The following is an 18,150-nucleotide window of genomic DNA, read 5'->3' as shown; positions in this document are numbered from 1 at the left end:
AAACAATTTTCTTATACTTATCAACTTGTAGAAAATTTTTCTACTTCAACTTGTAGAAATCGATTGTTGCTAACTTTGTGGTGAATTGAGGTAAATTACCACAATGCTGCTAGTCACTATTAAAACTAAGGCTGACGGGACCAGGGGAACCCAAACACTAGAGCAAAACAAAATTAAACAAAGAAAGTATAAGACGCCTATTGCGCCTCCACCCGCCAGAATGAGATGTCGTCCGGAGCGATCGCGCGAAGCGATCGCACCTCCAACAACCGACCAACCCCAAACCCATAACATTTCGCCCCAAAAAGGTAAAATGAATAACAAAGGTCGTCCATCTTTTACTGCGCTCACAATTTGACTCACCATCTGTGCTTGCAGAATGACCCCTGGTATTTCCTGATAAAAACCCTGCCCAGTCATGTAAGGGGTAGAAACATAATCACGGAAACTTTGGGCAGTGGTACCAATGAGGACAATTCGGTCTTTGACTTGTTCAGGGTTGACTTTACTCCTAAGAACATCTGTAAGCGTTACTGTGGGAGCAATTTCCAAAGGAGAACCTTGGTAAGAGCGGTAATTGAGCAATATTTGATAGCCCCCTGTATCCACTTGTTGATAGCCGCCCTTGTGTGCGTGCAACTGCTTGAAAACAACGTTACCTAATTGCAATTCCCCTGCTTTAGTATAGTTGGGATAAATACCCTGCTTCTCCAAGTAGTGGAATGCCAGTTGGGCATTAAGGGCGTAGCGTGCAGTACAAGGGGATGTTGGATCTGCTGGTTGCATTGCTAATAAATGGCGACGCACAATCTTGTCTGCGTCTTGCACAACATCACTAAATCCTTGGCGTTCTGGGGGAACCCCCTTTGGAGGTGAATTTCCCGAACGGTTTTTTGTCTTGTCGCTCACTTTGCAAATCGCAAAGAAGTTGTCATCTGTTTTTAATCGAGTCGCAAGAGTTGCTTGGTTGAGTTGTGATGGCTCATCACGATAGATATCCAAGCCAATGGCTTTTGGTTGGAGAGGTGCAAGTTTTTCCAAAAGTCGGGCTAGTGCGAGATCCGATAGAGATCCTCTTCTGTCCTTTTGCTCTGGTAGTTTCAAATCATCTTCAGTGACAGTGACTATCAACAGGCGCGAATCTTGTTTTTCCTGTCGACGCGATCGCATAAAATGGTCAAAAGCCTGTAACTCCCATGCTTGTAGTATCCCCAGCCAGCGCACTCCCATCAAGAAGCTTGTGACTATAAAACTCATTATCAAAACTGTTTTGAAATTGAGTTTGGATTGGCGATGCTGCTTTGGAGACGCACTCTCCGGGCGATAGCGTATCTCCTGCAAAGATGCTTTGCGTTGGCGCAGCCTGTGCTTTGCACTGAGCGTGCTTCTTTGGGGCGGCTCTTTTGTAGCATTGTCCTTAGTTTTTTGTCGCAACTCTTTCCAAGTTGGGGATGCAAGAGCAGGATTTTGAAAAATCACAGGTAACCAGCTAGCACCAGGAAATTCAGTTTCCAAACCCTGCAACTGTTCCCGTGCTTCCCGCACTGCTAAATAAAACGACTTACCATCAGCAAACCCCTTAAGAAAGCGCTTCAAAAACTCTTGCGCCACTTTATCTGGAACTGGTTCCCGCATGACAATCATTTGGGGAATATGCAAATCATCCAACTGCTGTGCTAACCCCAAGCCATCACAAGAGTTAAAAATTGCCAACTGCAATCCGCGTTCTATCGCTTTTTTCAGGGCATTTTTTAACTGCCCAATCGCTAAGCTTTCGGTAGGATTTATATGTATAAAACCTGTTTCACCATCAGTCTTACTAGAACTATGCCCAGCAAAAAATAAAATATCCCATCCTTGATTATCCCAAAGCTGTTCATCAATTTCTGAGCGTTTTGGCTCTACCAAAAATACCGTTGATGCATCTGATGACAACTTCTCCAAAAACTTTTTATCAGCATCAGTGTCAATTCCCGTGCTATTCCCCAGAATTGCCAAAATTCTCACTTTCAGTTCTGAACTGACTACCTGATTTTCTGACTCAAACTCAATAGGACTTAAAGCGACTTCTGCCAAACGATAATCTTCAAAAAAGCGCCAAATATGCCAGGGCAGTTTTCTTAAATAGGTGTCTTCGGTTTGAATAATAAATCGAATTTCGTCTGACTTGGATAATTTCGTTCTCAGTTGTAATTCTATCTGTCGAAAATCCGAAGAATCTAACCAATTATTAAGGCTTTTTTGTAAATTTTTACAGATTTCATCAAATTCAGCATCAGAAACGTGAGTGATGTCAGATTCATCAATTTTGATGTCTGAATCAATGAATTCTTCATGACGTAAACCTATATTTATAGAGCGAGCCGAATAGATTAAATCATAGAGCAATTGCCAACGACGATAGAGATCAATAAGATTTGGAGCCGCAGGTAAACTACCTTGAAATTGACTTGTTTTGGAATTGAACTCTGACTGTAACTGAACAGTCACAAAGTGAAAGCCCTCTTGTAGAGTACCCCTTCCCAAGTTTAAGATAACTAACTTACTCATTTTTATAATCGCGCAAGTTGTTAAACCACAAAATCTTCCGTAATGTTAAAATTATCGATAGCTACTTGGATTTTGAATGTTTTTCCTTTCGGGCATGTAAATCGTTTCAGTTGAATTAAGTTATCTTGAGTTCGTGATTGAAATTCCTGGAGAGTTGCTCCAGAGGAAGAAAGTAAAGCAAGTTTGATATTAGGTGGCAGGTAAGTCTGTCCATGAGATGGATGTAACTGAACGCGGATACCCACTTTTTGCTCATCCTCTTGTGTCAAACCAACCAACAGTGCAACAGAATGATTGCCTAATTGTATTCCCAAATCAATCAACTTGACTCCCTCAACAGACACACCTCCAACAGTAAGTTCACGTTGTCTAAAAGCAAAAGCTAAATTTTCTGATTCTGTATTTAGGATTGTATTAAGAGACTGCCAACCGGTTTCAAAAATATTTTGAAACCAATTGCTCAAATTGTTAACTGATGCCGTGTTTTTAGCAATAGCCAAGCCACCTATTCGCCGATGATACAACTGAGTACGCCATTCGTCATTATCCAGCAGTGCTGCCCATTGCTCAAACGGTACATCAACTCGTAAACGGGGAAAATAAATAGATGAATTACCTAACAGTTGCAACAATTTGTGTGCCTCAGCTTCAGATACAGTAAACAATTCTGGGATTTCCTCTTGTACAGGTAGTCCCAATGTCATCAGCATCACGGAGAGATTTTCTGTTAAATTTTTTGCGGCTAACACGTAGGTGCGCTCATTCGCGTTATATCTGCCAAAATTCTTAAGTAAGCGATGAGTGGTAAAACCGAGGACTCCCAAAAAACACTCATCCTCATTTGCCTCTAGATTAACTTGCACCGCTAAGTAATAATCACCTGCAAAAGAAGGAATGTCTACCCACTCTTGGGGTACGCACAACTCTTCTAAATCTATTGTTTCACTGGGAATTAGCACTATTCGCTTCTCACCCAGTGTAATTGCTGCAGCATTTACCACTTCCCAAATACTGGGTAAGCTATCCTCACTTGGGAAAATTGAGGGTTTAGCTACAGACTCTTCTGCCAACCACTCTGTAAGCCAGTTAAAGAAAATATACAATGAAAGATGATTAAGATAAGCGTTGTAGCGTGCAAGCGTATTAGAATGGCTCTGAGCTTGCTCCCAAGCTTTCTTTTTGTCTGTCGATGAAATATTTAACCATAATTGATTACTAGAAGCTATTTTTAACTCATTAAAAGAAAACATCACTACAACCTCATTACTCTCACGAATCCCAATTTTTTAATACTTCTTCTAATACCGTATTAATTGTTGGGATCTCTGTTATTTTATCTCGTATCATACCCAATTTTTCACAAGCTGATTGAAAAACGCTTTTAGTTCTCTTTGTCAACCAAACTTGCAAATATTTATTAATCATGGTATCAATACTATTGATTAAAGCCGCCTCTAATTTAGCTTTTGTTTTCCGCAGTATGTTCATAATTTCTGGTAGGGCTATGCCAAGCTGCGTAGCAATTTCTTGTTCATTCAGTTTTTGTCCATAGGTAAGTCGCAATAGCTCTTGCTCTTGTGGTTCAAGTTTCTTTATCGCCTCAACCAAAGCAACATGAATCAAATCTGAATAGATAGGGGCTTGGTAATTACGATTTAACCATACTGCAACATATTGAGAAACCCACTCAGGAGGTTTACTTAATCCATATAAAGTTTTCAGTAATTTGATTTCAATCGTCTTCAGGCGATGAGCAATTGCTCCCTGAGTGACTTTAAATCTATTTGCTATCTGTTTTTGATTTAGCCCAAAACCATAGTAAAGGAGTATGATTTCCTTTTGTTCTATTTTCAAATAAAGCAACTGCTCTTGTAAAGCTGGCTCAGTTCGCTTTTCTATTATTCCTTGATTTTCTCGTGAATCTTCGACTTCTTCTGAAGTCAGGAAATCTTGTTCGAAAATTTCTAGAGATTGATTAGATTCAACTTGACGACCAGTTTCTTTGAGTGCTTCCAAAGAAAAGCGTGGTGTGATTGATTTGGGGTAATTTTGTAATGCAGCAATGCAAATTTCCATACTTGTTTTAAGTTGTTCGCCTGTAATATTTCCACCTACAGCCACTTCATGAGATGCACAAGGGAGTAATATCTGTGCATTGTAGTAATTAGCTGATTCTGCAAAATCTACACTATCGGGTTCTTGCCACTTCTGTCCTGTTATTTTAGCAGGATTTTGAATTTTGTTCATCTGATAAATTTGTTTAAAATATTTCCGAGCTATGAGAAACCTAGAAATTTCCGGTTCATACCTTCCAGATCTAGCAAGTGCTTCTTTCAGTTCTTTATCGCTCTTTTTATGCAACAGCCGCCACTTAGAGAACTTAGCAACTGAATCTTTAATATTTTTTATCAAGACGCCTGTCACATAAGTATCGAGAGAAGAATCGTTTGAGTTATATTTAGCTAATATTTGTCTAAACTTGGTCGTTTCATAAATAAAACATCTAGAAAGAAATATATATTCTTCCCAAGATTTAGATGTGTCATCTTTCCATACCGTTACAGCAGCCCTGTAGCAACTTTCCTCACAGTAAGCTGTCAGGTATTCCCAAGCTTTTTGTACTCGTTTTTCTGGCTCCCAATCTTCCTTTTGTGGTCTGTCATTGAAAGCCATATCTATCCAGAACTGCACTAACCCCCTGCCGTTATCATCCTGGTTAACTAACGATGCAAACTTATAGTGTCTGCTTTTGTATAACTCAATATTGCAATGCATTTGAGGTTCTGTTTTCCATTTAATTGTTGAGTAACCCTTATTATTCTCCACAGTCATATACATAGAAAATTTCTCAATCGAATTTTGACGGCTGGGCAGTTTGGGTATGCTGGTAATAATTTTGGTAAACATTCTGACCTCTTCTTTAACAGCCAAAGGGGAGTATTTCTACAAAAGATATAAGTGTAAAAACTTCGTTTCCGTATAGTAGCGGTCAGGATGGATTTGTTCTAGAGCAAGAAATCGGGATAATTGTGTAATATTTCTGACAAAGTAGTCAAGTTCTTTCAGGGAGATATGTCTGGTCTGGCACTTAAGCGTAAATAAATGCCCAGCCGTCAAACCTAGATCCTGTGTTCCAACCCGTTAACTTAACACACCGCTGGGCATTTATTTTGATAGAGTCGATGCCCTTGTTACCAAGGGACACCTCTCCTTCAGAACCGGACGTACAGCTTTGACCGCATCCGGCTCCTAGCATTGTATGGAAAGGATTTTCACCTGATATCCACTCAAGCGAGTGTAGGGTTTACATCTTTTCAGAACTTGTTCATTACTGAACTTTTCTTACTTAGGTTACTTGTATCTAGGTTTTCTCTATCGTCATCAATAAGCGTGCCTTACTACCCGCCTTGGGCTTTCTTAACCGTTCGACGCTTTCCAATCGCCTTTACCACCGGGGAGTTATCGGAAACGCAGGCTTTCACCTGCTTTGGTCGGTTTTACTTGCCTGTACGCAGTTAATGGTATCTTCGCTACTCAATAAGAGTGCGTCTAAGCATCATCTTGTCGATGTACAATGATTCTGCGATGCTGTGGGCAGTTTCATTCCCACATCCTACCCGTACCTTTGTGTTAAACGGTTAATCATGCCGCTCCACTAGCTCTCTTGGGAACCCTCCCATCTCAATCTTCACTCAGGTGGACTGAGTAGGCTAGAAGTTAGATACGTTTTTCCTCGTTCCGATTGATAGATTGTTGAGCCACTGCGTTGGGCGGGTTTCCAGACTTGTAGCATCTGGCGTTGTGCCGATTTAGGTTTCTCCAATTCGCCCACTAGCTTCTCAGGACAGCATCTTTTTCCATAAGAAAGAATGCGAGAATATTGCTAGTGTACAGGGTAGGCTGTAGCTTGTGCTAACATGGGTTTCCCTGATAGGGAGTAGGACGCTTTTTTCGGAGATTTGCGTAAGCTAACCATGTCGGCTCCCTATTAGCGCAAAGCTCGCCGGGGGGATACTCCCCCCGGCAGACTTTGCGCCAGTGTGACCTCAACCGAGGAAGTCTCTGATTGCGCCCTGTTACCAGCTTCGCTTTGGTGATTAACCTCTACGTGGTCAGATAAGGAGTCACGTTGTCCTTCACGGATGGGATTTTCACCCATATCCATCAATCAGTTATGAGATTTTCAAGGTTCTAACTTGATATTCTCACCTAGAGCTATGTATTTACTCTAGAACGAGTCGCACTATGGATCTCCCTCTGGGGGTATGACTTTGTAAAGACGAACATTAGTGATATTGCTATTGGGTTAGGGATGGCATGTAACTTGTTGGGCATAGTGACCATGAAGTAGTTTGTATCAAGTGTGCTACTTAATTATTGGTATTGCTTGAGGCGTTTTATGAGGGGTTATCTGTAGCGACCCACTTGCCAGAAACGCCCTGAAGAGCGAACAAGCTAATTTTTGACCCCAATTAAGGGTCTTGTCAACTTTTGATCATATCCCTCTTGTGTCACTCTCCGAAAAGTTTTATCATTTCTGAATGATAGAGTTCTTATACAGTAGGCGATAGCAGATTTTTTTAGGAATAGAAATATTTGAAAGCATGGAACTTGCCAAAATTAGATGAGTAAATGCTGTATTGCCTGGTATACCTTGTGTTCATAAAGTATTAATAATAAAAAAAACCGGAAAGTGACAGAAGAGGGATATCATTCAGGCAGGGGTCTTTCTGCCTGTTTCAGCCGAAAGCAAAAAATTTTTCAAAAAAAATACAGACACCCTCATATTTCCTCAAAGCTGTTCCCAATATAATTAACAGCAAAGAAATTTTTTGAATACTATGAGGAAATTCTGCTGACATTATAAGACCATCTGCCCTGATGGTACAGACATTATTAGCAACTCATATGCTCTGCTAATGAGCAATTAGATGGCAAGAAGTTTATCGAACAGACCTAGACTCATGGGCATTCGCTTCGGATTGGCAAGCGGCATCGTGAACACGCAAAGTGTGCTCAATTGTATGCCTGAAGAAGCTTTTTGGAACTATAAAGACCAACCCGCCGCTGATAGCCAAGAGGCATTGCTTCTAGACGTGCTGAGAAATTTTTGGGAGTAAGTGTAAAGATGTTCAAGAGTTTATTTGACAAACAACTGACGGCCAAAATCTCTCAAAACTCAATAGCTAATCAAAAGGGTGAAATACCTGTTGAAAAATTGCTAACAGGTTATCTGCTGAATATTCGCAAAGGATACCGCAGGAATAAACACTCTAAAGTTTCCAAGTTCAGAAAAGAAAGCACAAAATTGTTTAAGTTCACTCGTGTGAATTATTTCTGTATAAGTCTGCAGCAGGAAATTGATACTGTATTAACGTGCTCTTTGGCTAGCAAATATATTGCTCTGGCAATCATTTTGCTATACTTATTTGCTGATTGATAAATTTAAGGGTGACATTTTATAATTTTATGGAGAGCATAACAAATCAACAAAGTTAGTTGCAATTAAACTAGAAGCGGAGAATACACTATAACTTAATGAATGTACTCTCCGCCTTGCAAATAATCAAATTACAATGTTTTTTTAGAAAAACGTTGGGAAAATCAACAGACAGAGCCGTCTCAAGTGCTATAAGCTATCTCGACTTTTCAGGTCATTTTAATTCATTGCAATACAGAGGATTAAACATGGACAATATCGTAGGTATTGGAGACATTCAAATGGCTGACGTGATGAAAATGGATTCATCGAAAGCCTTAAGTATGTTTAGAAATCGATTTGCAGCCTTCAAAAAGCTGGCTGATGAAATTGGAGAGGATGCAGCTTATCAAAAGATGATGGAAGCCTATCCCAAACAGCAGAAGGCGTTTATGGGGGCTTTTATTGATAACACCACCTTAGCTAAAGGCTTCACCGACGCAATTCCTATCTTTCGGTTGATGGGCTTCACGATGGAAGTAGTAGATATTTCCCAAAATGGGAAAGATGCTGTATTGGAAATTCAACGGGTTTGTCCAGTTCTCTCCCTAGCCAAAGAGTATGGTCTTGAGAGCCCTTGCCGTGTAATCTGCGAGATGGAGCAAGATGCCACAGTAAAAGCATTTCCCGGCACTAAAGCTGCAATTATTAGCAGACAATCCCAAGGCGACTGTGTCTGTCTGTTTAAGTATGAAAGACCAGCTAAGATGGCTACGCTTGAAAGGCAAAAAACGCAAAGCCTAATTTCTCGCACGTTCGATCTGATTCGACTGGCTCCAAAAATTATCCTGATTGGTATTAACTTACTTAAAAGCCGCCTTTCCAAACCCTAGTAAAGTTAGATTTCCCAACTTTAATAGCCAAGATAGTGAGTGGCAAGGTTTATAAAACTAGAGGAAAAATTTTTCCATGAATAGCATTATTTCAGATATCAAATGTATAGTCGAAGGTGAAGTTACCAACACGCCAGAAATCTTAGGTGACGTTTCTCAAGATTTTGGTCGCATCATTCAAAAACAGCCTCAGCTTGTTGTCCGCCCTCAAAATTCCGCTGATGTTGTTCAGGTTGTTAAGTATGCTCTAGAACAAGGGTTAACGATTTCTCCAAGAGCTGGGGGCAACTCATTGGGTGGTCAATGTTTGAACCAAGACGGAATTGTTTTGGACATGAGGAACTTCAATCAAATTCATGAAATTCAGAAGGAAATGCTGTGGTTCCAAGCTGATACAGGTGTAACCTGGAGGGAGGTAATTGTTAGCTCATTACCTCATGGTTTAATCCCTCCATCTCTTACCAACTACATTGACGCGACACTAGGAGGAACTCATTCAGCTGGCGGTTTAGGTAATTCATCCTTTCGTTACGGAACTCAAGCTGACAATTGTCTGGGTTTAGAAGTTGTTACAGGAACAGGTGAACTTGTCTGGTGTACACCAGAAGAGAATAGCGAACTCTTTTATCATGTCCTTTGTGGTTATGGTCAGTTCGGAATTATCACTCAGGTGCGTCATCGTCTCAGACGTTACCGTCCTTCCACACGCACTTATTTTCTTCTCTACGATAACTTAGATGCTTTCTTGAATGATAAGCAGGTTCTCACACAACAAGGACGTATTGATTATCTTTTATCTGTTCCCAACTCCTGCTTGGAATTATTCTCTAAAGCCGTGCGGAAACCTCTTATGCAATGGTTCTACCTGTTGCAGGTAACGGTAGAGGCGGATTCTACAAACAGCATCAATGACGAAGAAGTTCTTTCTGGATTGAATTTTTATCGTCATATCCATACACAAGACCTTAATTTCGATGAGTTTGTCATCCCCGCACTAAAAGTAGGTGCTCCTTCAAATACTGTCCACCCCTGGATAGATTTACTCATTCCAGGCTCTAAAGCAAAAACTTACATTCAGACGGTTCTAGAGCGCTTGCCTTCTATTTTGGACTGTGGAAATACGCTTATAGGCTCCTTTTGTCTGTTCCAGCATACGACCAATATGCCCATGTTCCGGGTTCCTGATGAAGACTTCATCGTCGGCCTGGGAATTTATCCAATCATTCCAAAGTCCCAGCTTCAACCTGTCTTGGCAGAGTTAGAGTCGCTTACTGAGTTAGGTTTAAAAATGGGTGCAAAACGATACTTGACTGGTTGGGTGAAATTTGATCTCCAACAATGGCGGGTCCAGTTTGGCGATTACTGGTCTACTGTCAATGAAATTAAAAGGAAATACGACCCTCAAGGGATACTCAACCCTGGCTTTTTCCAGTACGAACGGGTTGCACATCCACATGAAATATATAAACAGCAAACCCATCTCACCGAAGACGCGATCGCTAAATCTCGGAGCGTAGCATAAGTAACTTCTCAATGATGCTCGTTTAAGACAAGTTCTCAACCACCGCAAACATCAACCAAATTAGTATTACGTCTAACTCACAAGAGGACAAACTTCTAGGGAGGATACATGAATATTGCAGTCGTAGGTCTTAGCCACAAGACTGCTCCAGTCGAAATTCGTGAAAAACTGAGCATTCCAGAGGCTCAAATTGAAAAAGCGATCATGCACTTGTGTAGCTATGCCCACATTGAAGAAGCTGTTATTCTTAGCACCTGCAACCGTTTAGAGATTTATGTTGTCGTCAAAGCGGCAGAGCAGGCAACTCAAGAGGTAACTCAGTTTCTCTGTGAACACAGTAATTTGCCTTTCCACGACCTATATCAGCACCTATTTATTCTGCTGCAGCAAGATGCTGTTCGGCATCTGATGCAGGTTGCTTGTGGTCTAAATAGCTTAGTGATAGGGGAAGGACAGATTCTGGCTCAGGTTAAACACGCCCACAAATTAGGTCTACCTCATAATGGTATCAGACGTATCCTTAGTCAGTTGTTCAAGCAAGCCATTACGGCTGCAAAGCGGGTGAGAACCCAGACTGCAATTGGTACAGGTGCTGTCTCGATTAGCTCTGCAGCTGTCGAGCTAGCCCAAGTCAAGGTACAGAATTTATCGAACTGCCGAGTCACAATCGTGGGCGCTGGCAACATGGCCCGACGGTTGGTGCAACATCTATTGGCGAAAAGAGTAACCCGGATTTCAATTGTAAATCGTTCTGTTGAGCGAGCTAAGGAATTGGCAAGTGAGTTCAGTAATACTCAAATAGAATGTTATCCACTTGCTGAAATGATGCCAATAGTTGCAGCTTCGGACTTAATCTTTACTAGTACTGCCTCTACAGTTCCCCTGCTGGATCGAAGCAATTTGGAAGCTGTTTTAGAACAGCATCAACGACTGATTCTGTTTGATATATCAGTTCCTCGTAACGTTGATGCAGATGTCAATGAGCTAGCTCACGTTCAAGTATTCAATGTGGATGATTTAAAGACAGTCGTTGCTCAAAACCAAGAAAGTCGTCGGCAAATATCAATAGAGGCGCAAGCACTGATAGAAGAAGAGTTAAAAACATTTTGTGTCTGGCACCGCTCACAAGAAACCGTTTCCACTATTAGCTGTTTACGGGAAAAAGTGGAAAAAATTCGCGAGCAAGAGTTAGAAAAAACTCTGTCTCGTCTAGGGTCTGACTTTGGCAAAAAACATCAAGAAGCTATCGAAGCCCTAACTCGAGGGATTGTCAACAAAATTCTCCACGAACCAATGGTGCAACTGCGAACGCAGCAAGATATAGAAGCCCAACGTCTTGTTGTCCAGACTCTTCAAATGTTGTTTAATCTCACATCTTGCACCAATAAATATTGATGTTGTTTTGACACACAGTAAAAACCCTAAAATCCTTATTTTACCTATAAAAGTCAAGAAAAAGACTGTAGCTTTATTGCACTGTTTTTGACTAAACCCAGGGTTATACGGAAAGGTGCAAGATCTGAGCCTCTGACTAGCGGCAACGATGCCAGCAAAATATGAAAGAAACACCTTTTTCACGCCCTTCGGGTTCGCCAGTCGCCTACGGAGGGAAACCCTCCTGCAGCGCTGGTCTCACCAGATACCTCTGTCGGGAGACCCTCATCAAGTACTGGCTCCCTTACACCCCTACACCCCTGTGTTTCTTAGGAGTAATTTAGATCTCAAAGAGCAATACAACTGTGTTGTGAAAACAACCTCTCAAACTTGAATCGCTGGGGCAATGGTGTTTCCTGGTGGCACTGAATACTCGTGACTTTCTCACTTACTGGAGTTTAGACTAAATTCTATTTCTTAGGCTACAACCCTTATATAGCAAGCATTTTAGATTTCGGAATCCTAAATCGATTATAAATTGGGAAAGCGAGTCTGGATAAGGCTTTGGCGCTTTGAGAGCCAAAATTAGTCTAAACTCCAATCACTTACAGCAATTAGTTTTTCTATTAGGAGACATATGAAGACCGTGTTGATAACCACGCCACCCGTTGCTGGTACTATCTTACCTATGCTGTCTTTAGCCGAAGCTTTAGTTAAGCGGGGTTACCGTGTTCTAGTACATACTGGACAGCGTGAATATACCAAGGTACAGGCGGCTGGTGCTGAGCTTGTCCCAATGTCCGAACGTTGTAACGTTATATCTCGGTTAAAAAATTCTTCAGTGCGGCTGCCTTCTTGGGTTCCTACATTTGTTCGTCAATTTTGGTGCTTTCGCAACGAAATGCTGGCAACGATCCCAGATATGGTAGCGGAACTGGAGACTATCATTAGACGGGAGCAAGTAGACTGCTTAGTTAGCGAGAGCATTTGTTTCGGTGCATCCTATGCAGCAGAAAGACTTGGCATTCCCTTCGTGACATTTTCTTCATCGTGGTCGTTAGCACTCAATGCTGATGCTCTGCCTGTGGGCTTTCCCATACCGCTACCGCCTCCCATTGTCCATGCGACGATTGATTTCATCTTCCCGCTACGTCGCGTTCGCGAACAGATAGGTCTACCTCAGCGTTCCAAAAACGCACCATCTGAGTTTTTTTCTGTGGTGGTTTCTCAACTGCTGAATTTAGTTGTAATTCATCAGGAGTTTATACCCTCCGAGCGGCTTCAAGAAAACCAAGTGTTCATCGGTCCGACTGTTTTTCAAATACCTCGTACAACTAGTAATCCACCTTTGGGAGCTAGTCTAGAGCCTGGCACCGTGTTGGTTAGCACCACTACCTCAACCAACATGGATAAAGGTCAACTGCGTCGCGTACTGGAATCAGTTGCTCAGATGGGAATTCCCGTACTCGCGACCTCTGGTAGTGCCACTGATGTTCCATCAGGACTTGGGGAAAACGTGCGTATAGAAACTTTTGTGCCTTTCGATGAAGTTTTACCTTATGTCAAAGCTATAGTTACACATGGTGGTTTTGGAACGGTGGGAAGGGCTTTTAGGCAAGGCATTCCTATGCTAATTATTTCTGACTTTGGGGACACAATACAAACAGGTCGCCGAGCAGCAGAACTTGGCTTAGCATATCACCTACCTAAGAACAAAGCCACTCCCAAAGCAATTCAATCCAAACTCAAAGCTTTGCTACAAGACTATGCACTACACGATCGAGTCAAAGATTTGTCTGAAAAGCTACGTTCAATGGACTCTCCAGAATTAGCTGCGAATGCAATTGAGGGAATATTGCAGAGTGAAGAAATTACTGTGGGAGGTTATAGAAGCAAATGAAATTACCTAATTGTCCCCGCACCCCATGGTTTGTACAAGTATACCAATGGGGCACCCATCCAACACATTTTTTAGATAGCTGTACTCAACGCTACGGGGATATCTTCATGGTTCGGTGGCCTGCTTCTGCTCCAATCGTATTTGTCAGTAATCCCAAAGCCATTGAGCAGATTTATACAGCTCCGAAGGAGCTATTTAACATTGCGGAAACTTACGAAATTTTGCGCCCGTTAGTGGGAGATCAGTCTTTAATGGTCTTGGATGGTAAACTCCATGAGCGCCAGCGCTCGTTGGTCATGCCCTCCTTGCATGGCGGAAGCCTACGATCCTACGGCAAACTCATCTGTAAGTTGACGGAGCAGATGATGCAGCAGTGGAAGCTTGGAGAAGTGATTAACCTGAGTTCGTGGGCGGATAATATCTCTATGAACGTGATGTTCCAAGTTGTTTTTGGCTTGGACGAAGGAGAGCATTTAGTAAAACTGCGGCAAAAAATCTCGTCCATTCTTGATTATTTCAGCTCTCCAATTATTGTATTGCACCTTCTTACGCGGTCTTTGCAAAAAGATTTGGGAGCTTGGAGTCCTTGGGGGCGCTTCGTTCGCTTACTCAACGAAGTAGACCAGCTTCTTTATGCCGAAATTGCACAACGACGCCAACAACCTCAACCAGACCGCACAGATGTTCTTTCGTTGTTGATGTCAGCTCGTGATGAACAAGGCGAGGCAATGAGCGATCGGGAACTGCGTGATGAAGTGATGACAGTGCTGAGCGGTAAAGGGGTAGCCGCCACAGCCATAATATTCGGCTTATACTGTCTTCAAAAACACCCAGAAGTATACCAACGACTACAGTCCGAGTTGGATAGCATTAGCAACCCTTTAGATACCAACGCTATAGCTAAACTTCCCTATCTAACGGCAATTTCTCAAGAGACACTGCGCTTATACTCTCTGTCTGTGGTTGCTATGCGGGTAGCTACAACCTCATTCGAGCTAATGGGTTATAAGTTTTCAGCAGGTACACACGTATATGCTAATATCCATTCGCTTCATCACCGTCAGGATTTATTTCCAAATCCCGAACAGTTCAAGCCAGAACGTTTTTTGGAAAGACAGTTTACTTCTCATGAGTATTCACCCTTTGGAGGTGGTCATCGACGCTGTATTGGTTATGCCTTTGCCCCGTTTCAGATGAAGTTAGTATTAGCAACAATTGTGTCACGTTATCAATTGAAACTGGTTGATGACCGTCCATTTAATCTTGTGCGTCATGCTGCAGGAGTAGCACCAAATAAAGATATCAAGATGATAGTGACTGGTTTCCATGATCAAAAGCCAAAGCCAAAATCCACAAGTCTATTAACACCAATCAATGCTGTTTAGTATTGAAGACCCACGTAGTTAATTTTTTCTACTGAATTTTTGATAGCGATTAATCTAAGCTATCACCCTCCATATTTACTCCATCAATCATTCTAAACATGAGGAATAGTGAGGTCGCTCACAAATTTTTCTAACAAAAACTAGAGAAGGTTTGTTGGCATACTAACCAAATTTTCTCCAGGAAAACTGTCAATTATCTCAACAATTACTCTTTTCGAGGTCATTATGGTTCAACTTCTTGAAAATACCACAGCAAAACAACCGAGCATTAGTGCGAGAACTGAAAAAGCCTTGCTAGATATGTTCAATAACGTTTGCCAAGCAGTCGAAGAGATAGACGGCAATAAGTTACACGAACAACATTGGACAAAAGACGAAAAAGGTCAATGGATAAAAGGTGAAGATGATAACGGGATCGTGTACATCGATAAAGCATTACGAAACAGTAATGTTTTTGAGAAAGTTGGTATCAATTACGTATCAATGCGGGGTGAGTTGCCCCCTGGTATGACCTTCCAAGGGGCAGATATAGTGGCTGACTCAGGAAACGAAAACCCTAGTGGAAAAAGCACTCCTTTTTTTGCAACGAGTACCAGCGTTATCATCAATGCTTTGAATCCGATGATACCGACAGCACACGTCAACTACCGTTATTTCCAATTAGGAGATGGTACACAACCTGGTTCCTGGTGGTTTGGTGGCGGAGGAGATTTAACACCCATTTATCTGTTTGAAGAAGATGCGGTTCATTTCCACCAAGTGCATAAAGACGCTTGTGACAAGCACAACCCAGAATTCTACCCGCGCTTTAAGAAGTGGTGCGATCAGTACTTCTATCTCCCCCATCGCGGTGAATGTCGCGGTGTCGGTGGAATTTTCTTTGACAATTTACAAGATTACGATGCCGAAACCTTATTTTCCTTTGTCAAAACTTGTTCTGAAGCTTTCATCCCTGCTTACATTCCAATTGTTGAAAAACGCAAGGATATGGAATTTACACAACAGAACAAATATTGGCAACACCTCAGACGGGGACGTTATGCTGAATTCATCCTCTTGCATGATAGAGGCGTTCGCTTCGGCTTGGCAAGCGGCATCGTGAGTACGCAAAGTGTTCTCAATTGTATGCCAGCAGAAGCTTTCTGGAACTATAACGATGAGCCCACCACTGATAGCCAAGAAGCAACGCTTCTAGAGGTACTGAGAAATCCTCACAAGTGGGTGTAAGGATGTTCAAACGTTTATTTGATAGACAGCCCTCCGCAGAAAACTAACATTGTATCCTTTTGTTTTTTCGCTAACAGTTACATTGCGTTGGTAGTCGTTTTCCTGTAGTTACAAAGTTCGTTTCAGCTTGAGCAGCTTCTAATTACTGGTTGCAATCCATAACAATTTAAGGAACTAATCATATGTCGTCAACTTCAACTCCCGAAACTGTCGTTTTCAATGAGATGCAAATATTTTGCATGCAAAAGTTTGAAGTGGATATTCTTGAGAAAGAAATCCCAGAATATATCAAAAATGGAATCGAGTTGTACGAAAACGACACCGTTTTTGATGTAGGAGCCAATATTGGTTTATTCACACTTTGGGTATATCAGCAGTGTAATAAAAACGTGAAAGTTTTTGCCTTCGAGCCTGCCCCGGCGACTTTTGAAGTGCTACAGCGCAATGCCCAACGCTTCGATCCAAAAAAACTCAAAGTCTTTCCTTGTGGACTTTCACGCGAGTCTAAAACCGTAAAGTTTGCTTACCATCCCCGCTTTACAGCGATGTCTCATGCCTACCCAAACAATGTAAAAGAGTTACAAAATGAAGTCAAGGAAACTTTTATTTCCTCCGGCCTCAAAATAGGACCTTGGTTCCTGCGTTGGATTAGTTGGCTTCCTCGAGTTATTCAGTCGTTTATTGTTGATAAGCTACTAGAAAAATCGTTTCAGATGGAGCAAATTACTTGTCAGATGAGAACAGTATCAGATATCATAAAAGATCATGATATTCAACAAATTGACTTGCTCAAATTGGATGTTGAGAAAAGTGAGTTAGATGTCCTTTTGGGTATCGAAGATTCCGATTGGGGAAAGATAAAGCAAGTAGTTGCTGAAGTTCATGATTTCGATGGTCGAGTTGAAAAGATTGTAGCTTTACTAAAAACTCAAGGTTTGAGCGAGATTGTGGTGGAACAGCAACTCCTTTTTAAGGGTACCAAGCTTTTCCTTGTGTATGCACGGCGACAGAATTCTCAGCAGAAATCCTTTGGAGTTATACCTGATGGTGTGACACAGATGTGCTGAATTTAGTTACGATGCATCGTCTGTTTATACCTGCTTTTCGGCTTCCAAAAAGTTAAATGTTCATCGGTTCAAGTGCTTTTGTGACACCAGGCACAACCGATGACAAACCCTTTGAAGCAAGCCTAGCGCCTAGTACAGTATTTGTTAGCAGCACTACCTCACCCAAGTCGGAGGATGGTCTATTCCGTCGTTTAACAGATGACGAGGAAAGAAGCGATCAAAGCAACGGATAAAGTTGCCTTCAACTAAAGGAGAATTATTGTGACAATGTATGTAGCAAAAAAACTAACTAAACAATACCAAATTATTGAACAACTTCCCAAGATTACCGACCAAAGTGGTAAGATGCGTGTTGAAAAATCTCAAATAATTGAACTTCCTAAGATTGTTGATCGTTGTGGTAAGATGAGCGTTGAACAATGTCAAATAATTGAACTTCCTAAGATTAATGACCACCGAGGAAATTTAACATTTATTGAGAACAACAAACACATCCCTTTTGAACTCAAACGAGTTTACTATCTTTATGATGTACCAGGCGGTGCAGAACGAGCGGGTCATGCTCATAAAGCACTACACCAAGTTCTAGTTGCTATGTCTGGTAGTTTTGATGTGGTGATAGACAATGGTTATGAAAGGACAAAATATCATTTAAATCGTGCTTATTATGGTCTTTACATATCCCCTATGGTATGGCGTGAAATTGAGAATTTTTCCTCGGGTTCGGTGTGCATGGCTCTGGCATCACATTTTTACGATGAGTCTGACTATTATCGCAACTATGAAGATTTCATCAAAGCCATTGGAGAGTAA

The 18,150-nt window shown here is 41.6% G+C and carries 13 protein-coding genes; 10 read left to right on the top strand and 3 right to left on the bottom strand.

What is annotated here, in order from left to right; translation table 11 throughout:
- Positions 1–69: 69 nt before the first annotated feature.
- The 3 genes from DP114_RS05195 to DP114_RS05185 are packed head-to-tail and all read right to left on the bottom strand — an operon-like array spanning position 70 to position 5,481.
- The gene (locus DP114_RS05195; RefSeq protein WP_171975622.1) at positions 70–2,550 is read right to left on the bottom strand and encodes a CHASE2 domain-containing protein; all 2,481 of its coding nucleotides are present in this window, start codon (positions 2,548–2,550) and stop codon (positions 70–72) included.
- A 20-nt stretch (positions 2,551–2,570) separates the two neighbouring features.
- Entirely contained in the window at positions 2,571–3,800 is a 1,230-nt protein-coding gene (locus DP114_RS05190; RefSeq protein ID WP_171975621.1) for a DUF1822 family protein, read from the bottom strand.
- A gap of 19 nt (positions 3,801–3,819) precedes the next feature.
- Positions 3,820–5,481, bottom strand: a complete 1,662-nt coding sequence (locus DP114_RS05185) for a sigma-70 family RNA polymerase sigma factor (protein ID WP_171975620.1) — start codon at positions 5,479–5,481, stop codon at positions 3,820–3,822.
- A 2,000-nt stretch (positions 5,482–7,481) separates the two neighbouring features.
- On the opposite strand from DP114_RS05185, the gene DP114_RS35685 reads away from it, so the two are divergent.
- From DP114_RS35685 to DP114_RS05135, 10 genes are all read left to right on the top strand, one after another.
- Positions 7,482–7,670 (top strand): coproporphyrinogen III oxidase, encoded by a 189-nt coding sequence (locus DP114_RS35685; protein ID WP_171975619.1) that lies wholly within the window; start codon positions 7,482–7,484, stop codon positions 7,668–7,670.
- 418 nt (positions 7,671–8,088) lie between these two features.
- On the top strand, positions 8,089–8,862 hold the full coding sequence (locus tag DP114_RS05175; protein WP_246163061.1) for an L-2-amino-thiazoline-4-carboxylic acid hydrolase: 774 nt from the start codon (positions 8,089–8,091) through the stop codon (positions 8,860–8,862).
- Between the two features lie 76 nt (positions 8,863–8,938).
- Positions 8,939–10,384, top strand: coding sequence for an FAD-binding protein (locus DP114_RS05170; RefSeq protein ID WP_171975618.1), 1,446 nt, complete (start codon positions 8,939–8,941; stop codon positions 10,382–10,384).
- Between the two features lie 108 nt (positions 10,385–10,492).
- Positions 10,493–11,779, top strand: coding sequence for a glutamyl-tRNA reductase (locus tag DP114_RS05165; protein ID WP_171975617.1), 1,287 nt, complete (start codon positions 10,493–10,495; stop codon positions 11,777–11,779).
- A 616-nt stretch (positions 11,780–12,395) separates the two neighbouring features.
- Complete coding sequence (locus DP114_RS05160) at positions 12,396–13,658, top strand: glycosyltransferase (protein ID WP_169267260.1); 1,263 nt, start codon at positions 12,396–12,398, stop codon at positions 13,656–13,658.
- Positions 13,655–15,043: a cytochrome P450 gene (locus DP114_RS05155; RefSeq protein ID WP_169267259.1), complete on the top strand. Its 1,389-nt coding sequence runs from the start codon at positions 13,655–13,657 to the stop codon at positions 15,041–15,043. Before DP114_RS05160 ends, DP114_RS05155 begins: the two co-directional genes overlap by 4 nt.
- Before the next feature lie 225 nt (positions 15,044–15,268).
- Positions 15,269–16,270 (top strand): oxygen-dependent coproporphyrinogen oxidase, encoded by a 1,002-nt coding sequence (hemF, locus tag DP114_RS05150; RefSeq protein WP_169267258.1) that lies wholly within the window; start codon positions 15,269–15,271, stop codon positions 16,268–16,270.
- A gap of 182 nt (positions 16,271–16,452) precedes the next feature.
- A complete protein-coding gene (locus DP114_RS05145) occupies positions 16,453–17,337 on the top strand; it encodes an FkbM family methyltransferase (protein WP_169267257.1) in 885 nt (294 codons plus the stop codon).
- A 56-nt stretch (positions 17,338–17,393) separates the two neighbouring features.
- Entirely contained in the window at positions 17,394–17,570 is a 177-nt protein-coding gene (locus tag DP114_RS05140; protein ID WP_171975616.1) for a hypothetical protein, read from the top strand.
- A gap of 34 nt (positions 17,571–17,604) precedes the next feature.
- On the top strand, positions 17,605–18,150 hold the full coding sequence (locus tag DP114_RS05135; RefSeq protein ID WP_246163255.1) for a sugar 3,4-ketoisomerase: 546 nt from the start codon (positions 17,605–17,607) through the stop codon (positions 18,148–18,150).

This window comes from Brasilonema sennae CENA114 (assembly GCF_006968745.1).
In the GTDB taxonomy this organism is placed as follows: Bacteria; Cyanobacteriota; Cyanobacteriia; order Cyanobacteriales; family Nostocaceae; genus Brasilonema; species Brasilonema sennae.
The sequence above is the reverse complement of the archived record's forward strand: the minus strand, read 5'-3'. Positions and strand labels throughout refer to the sequence as shown.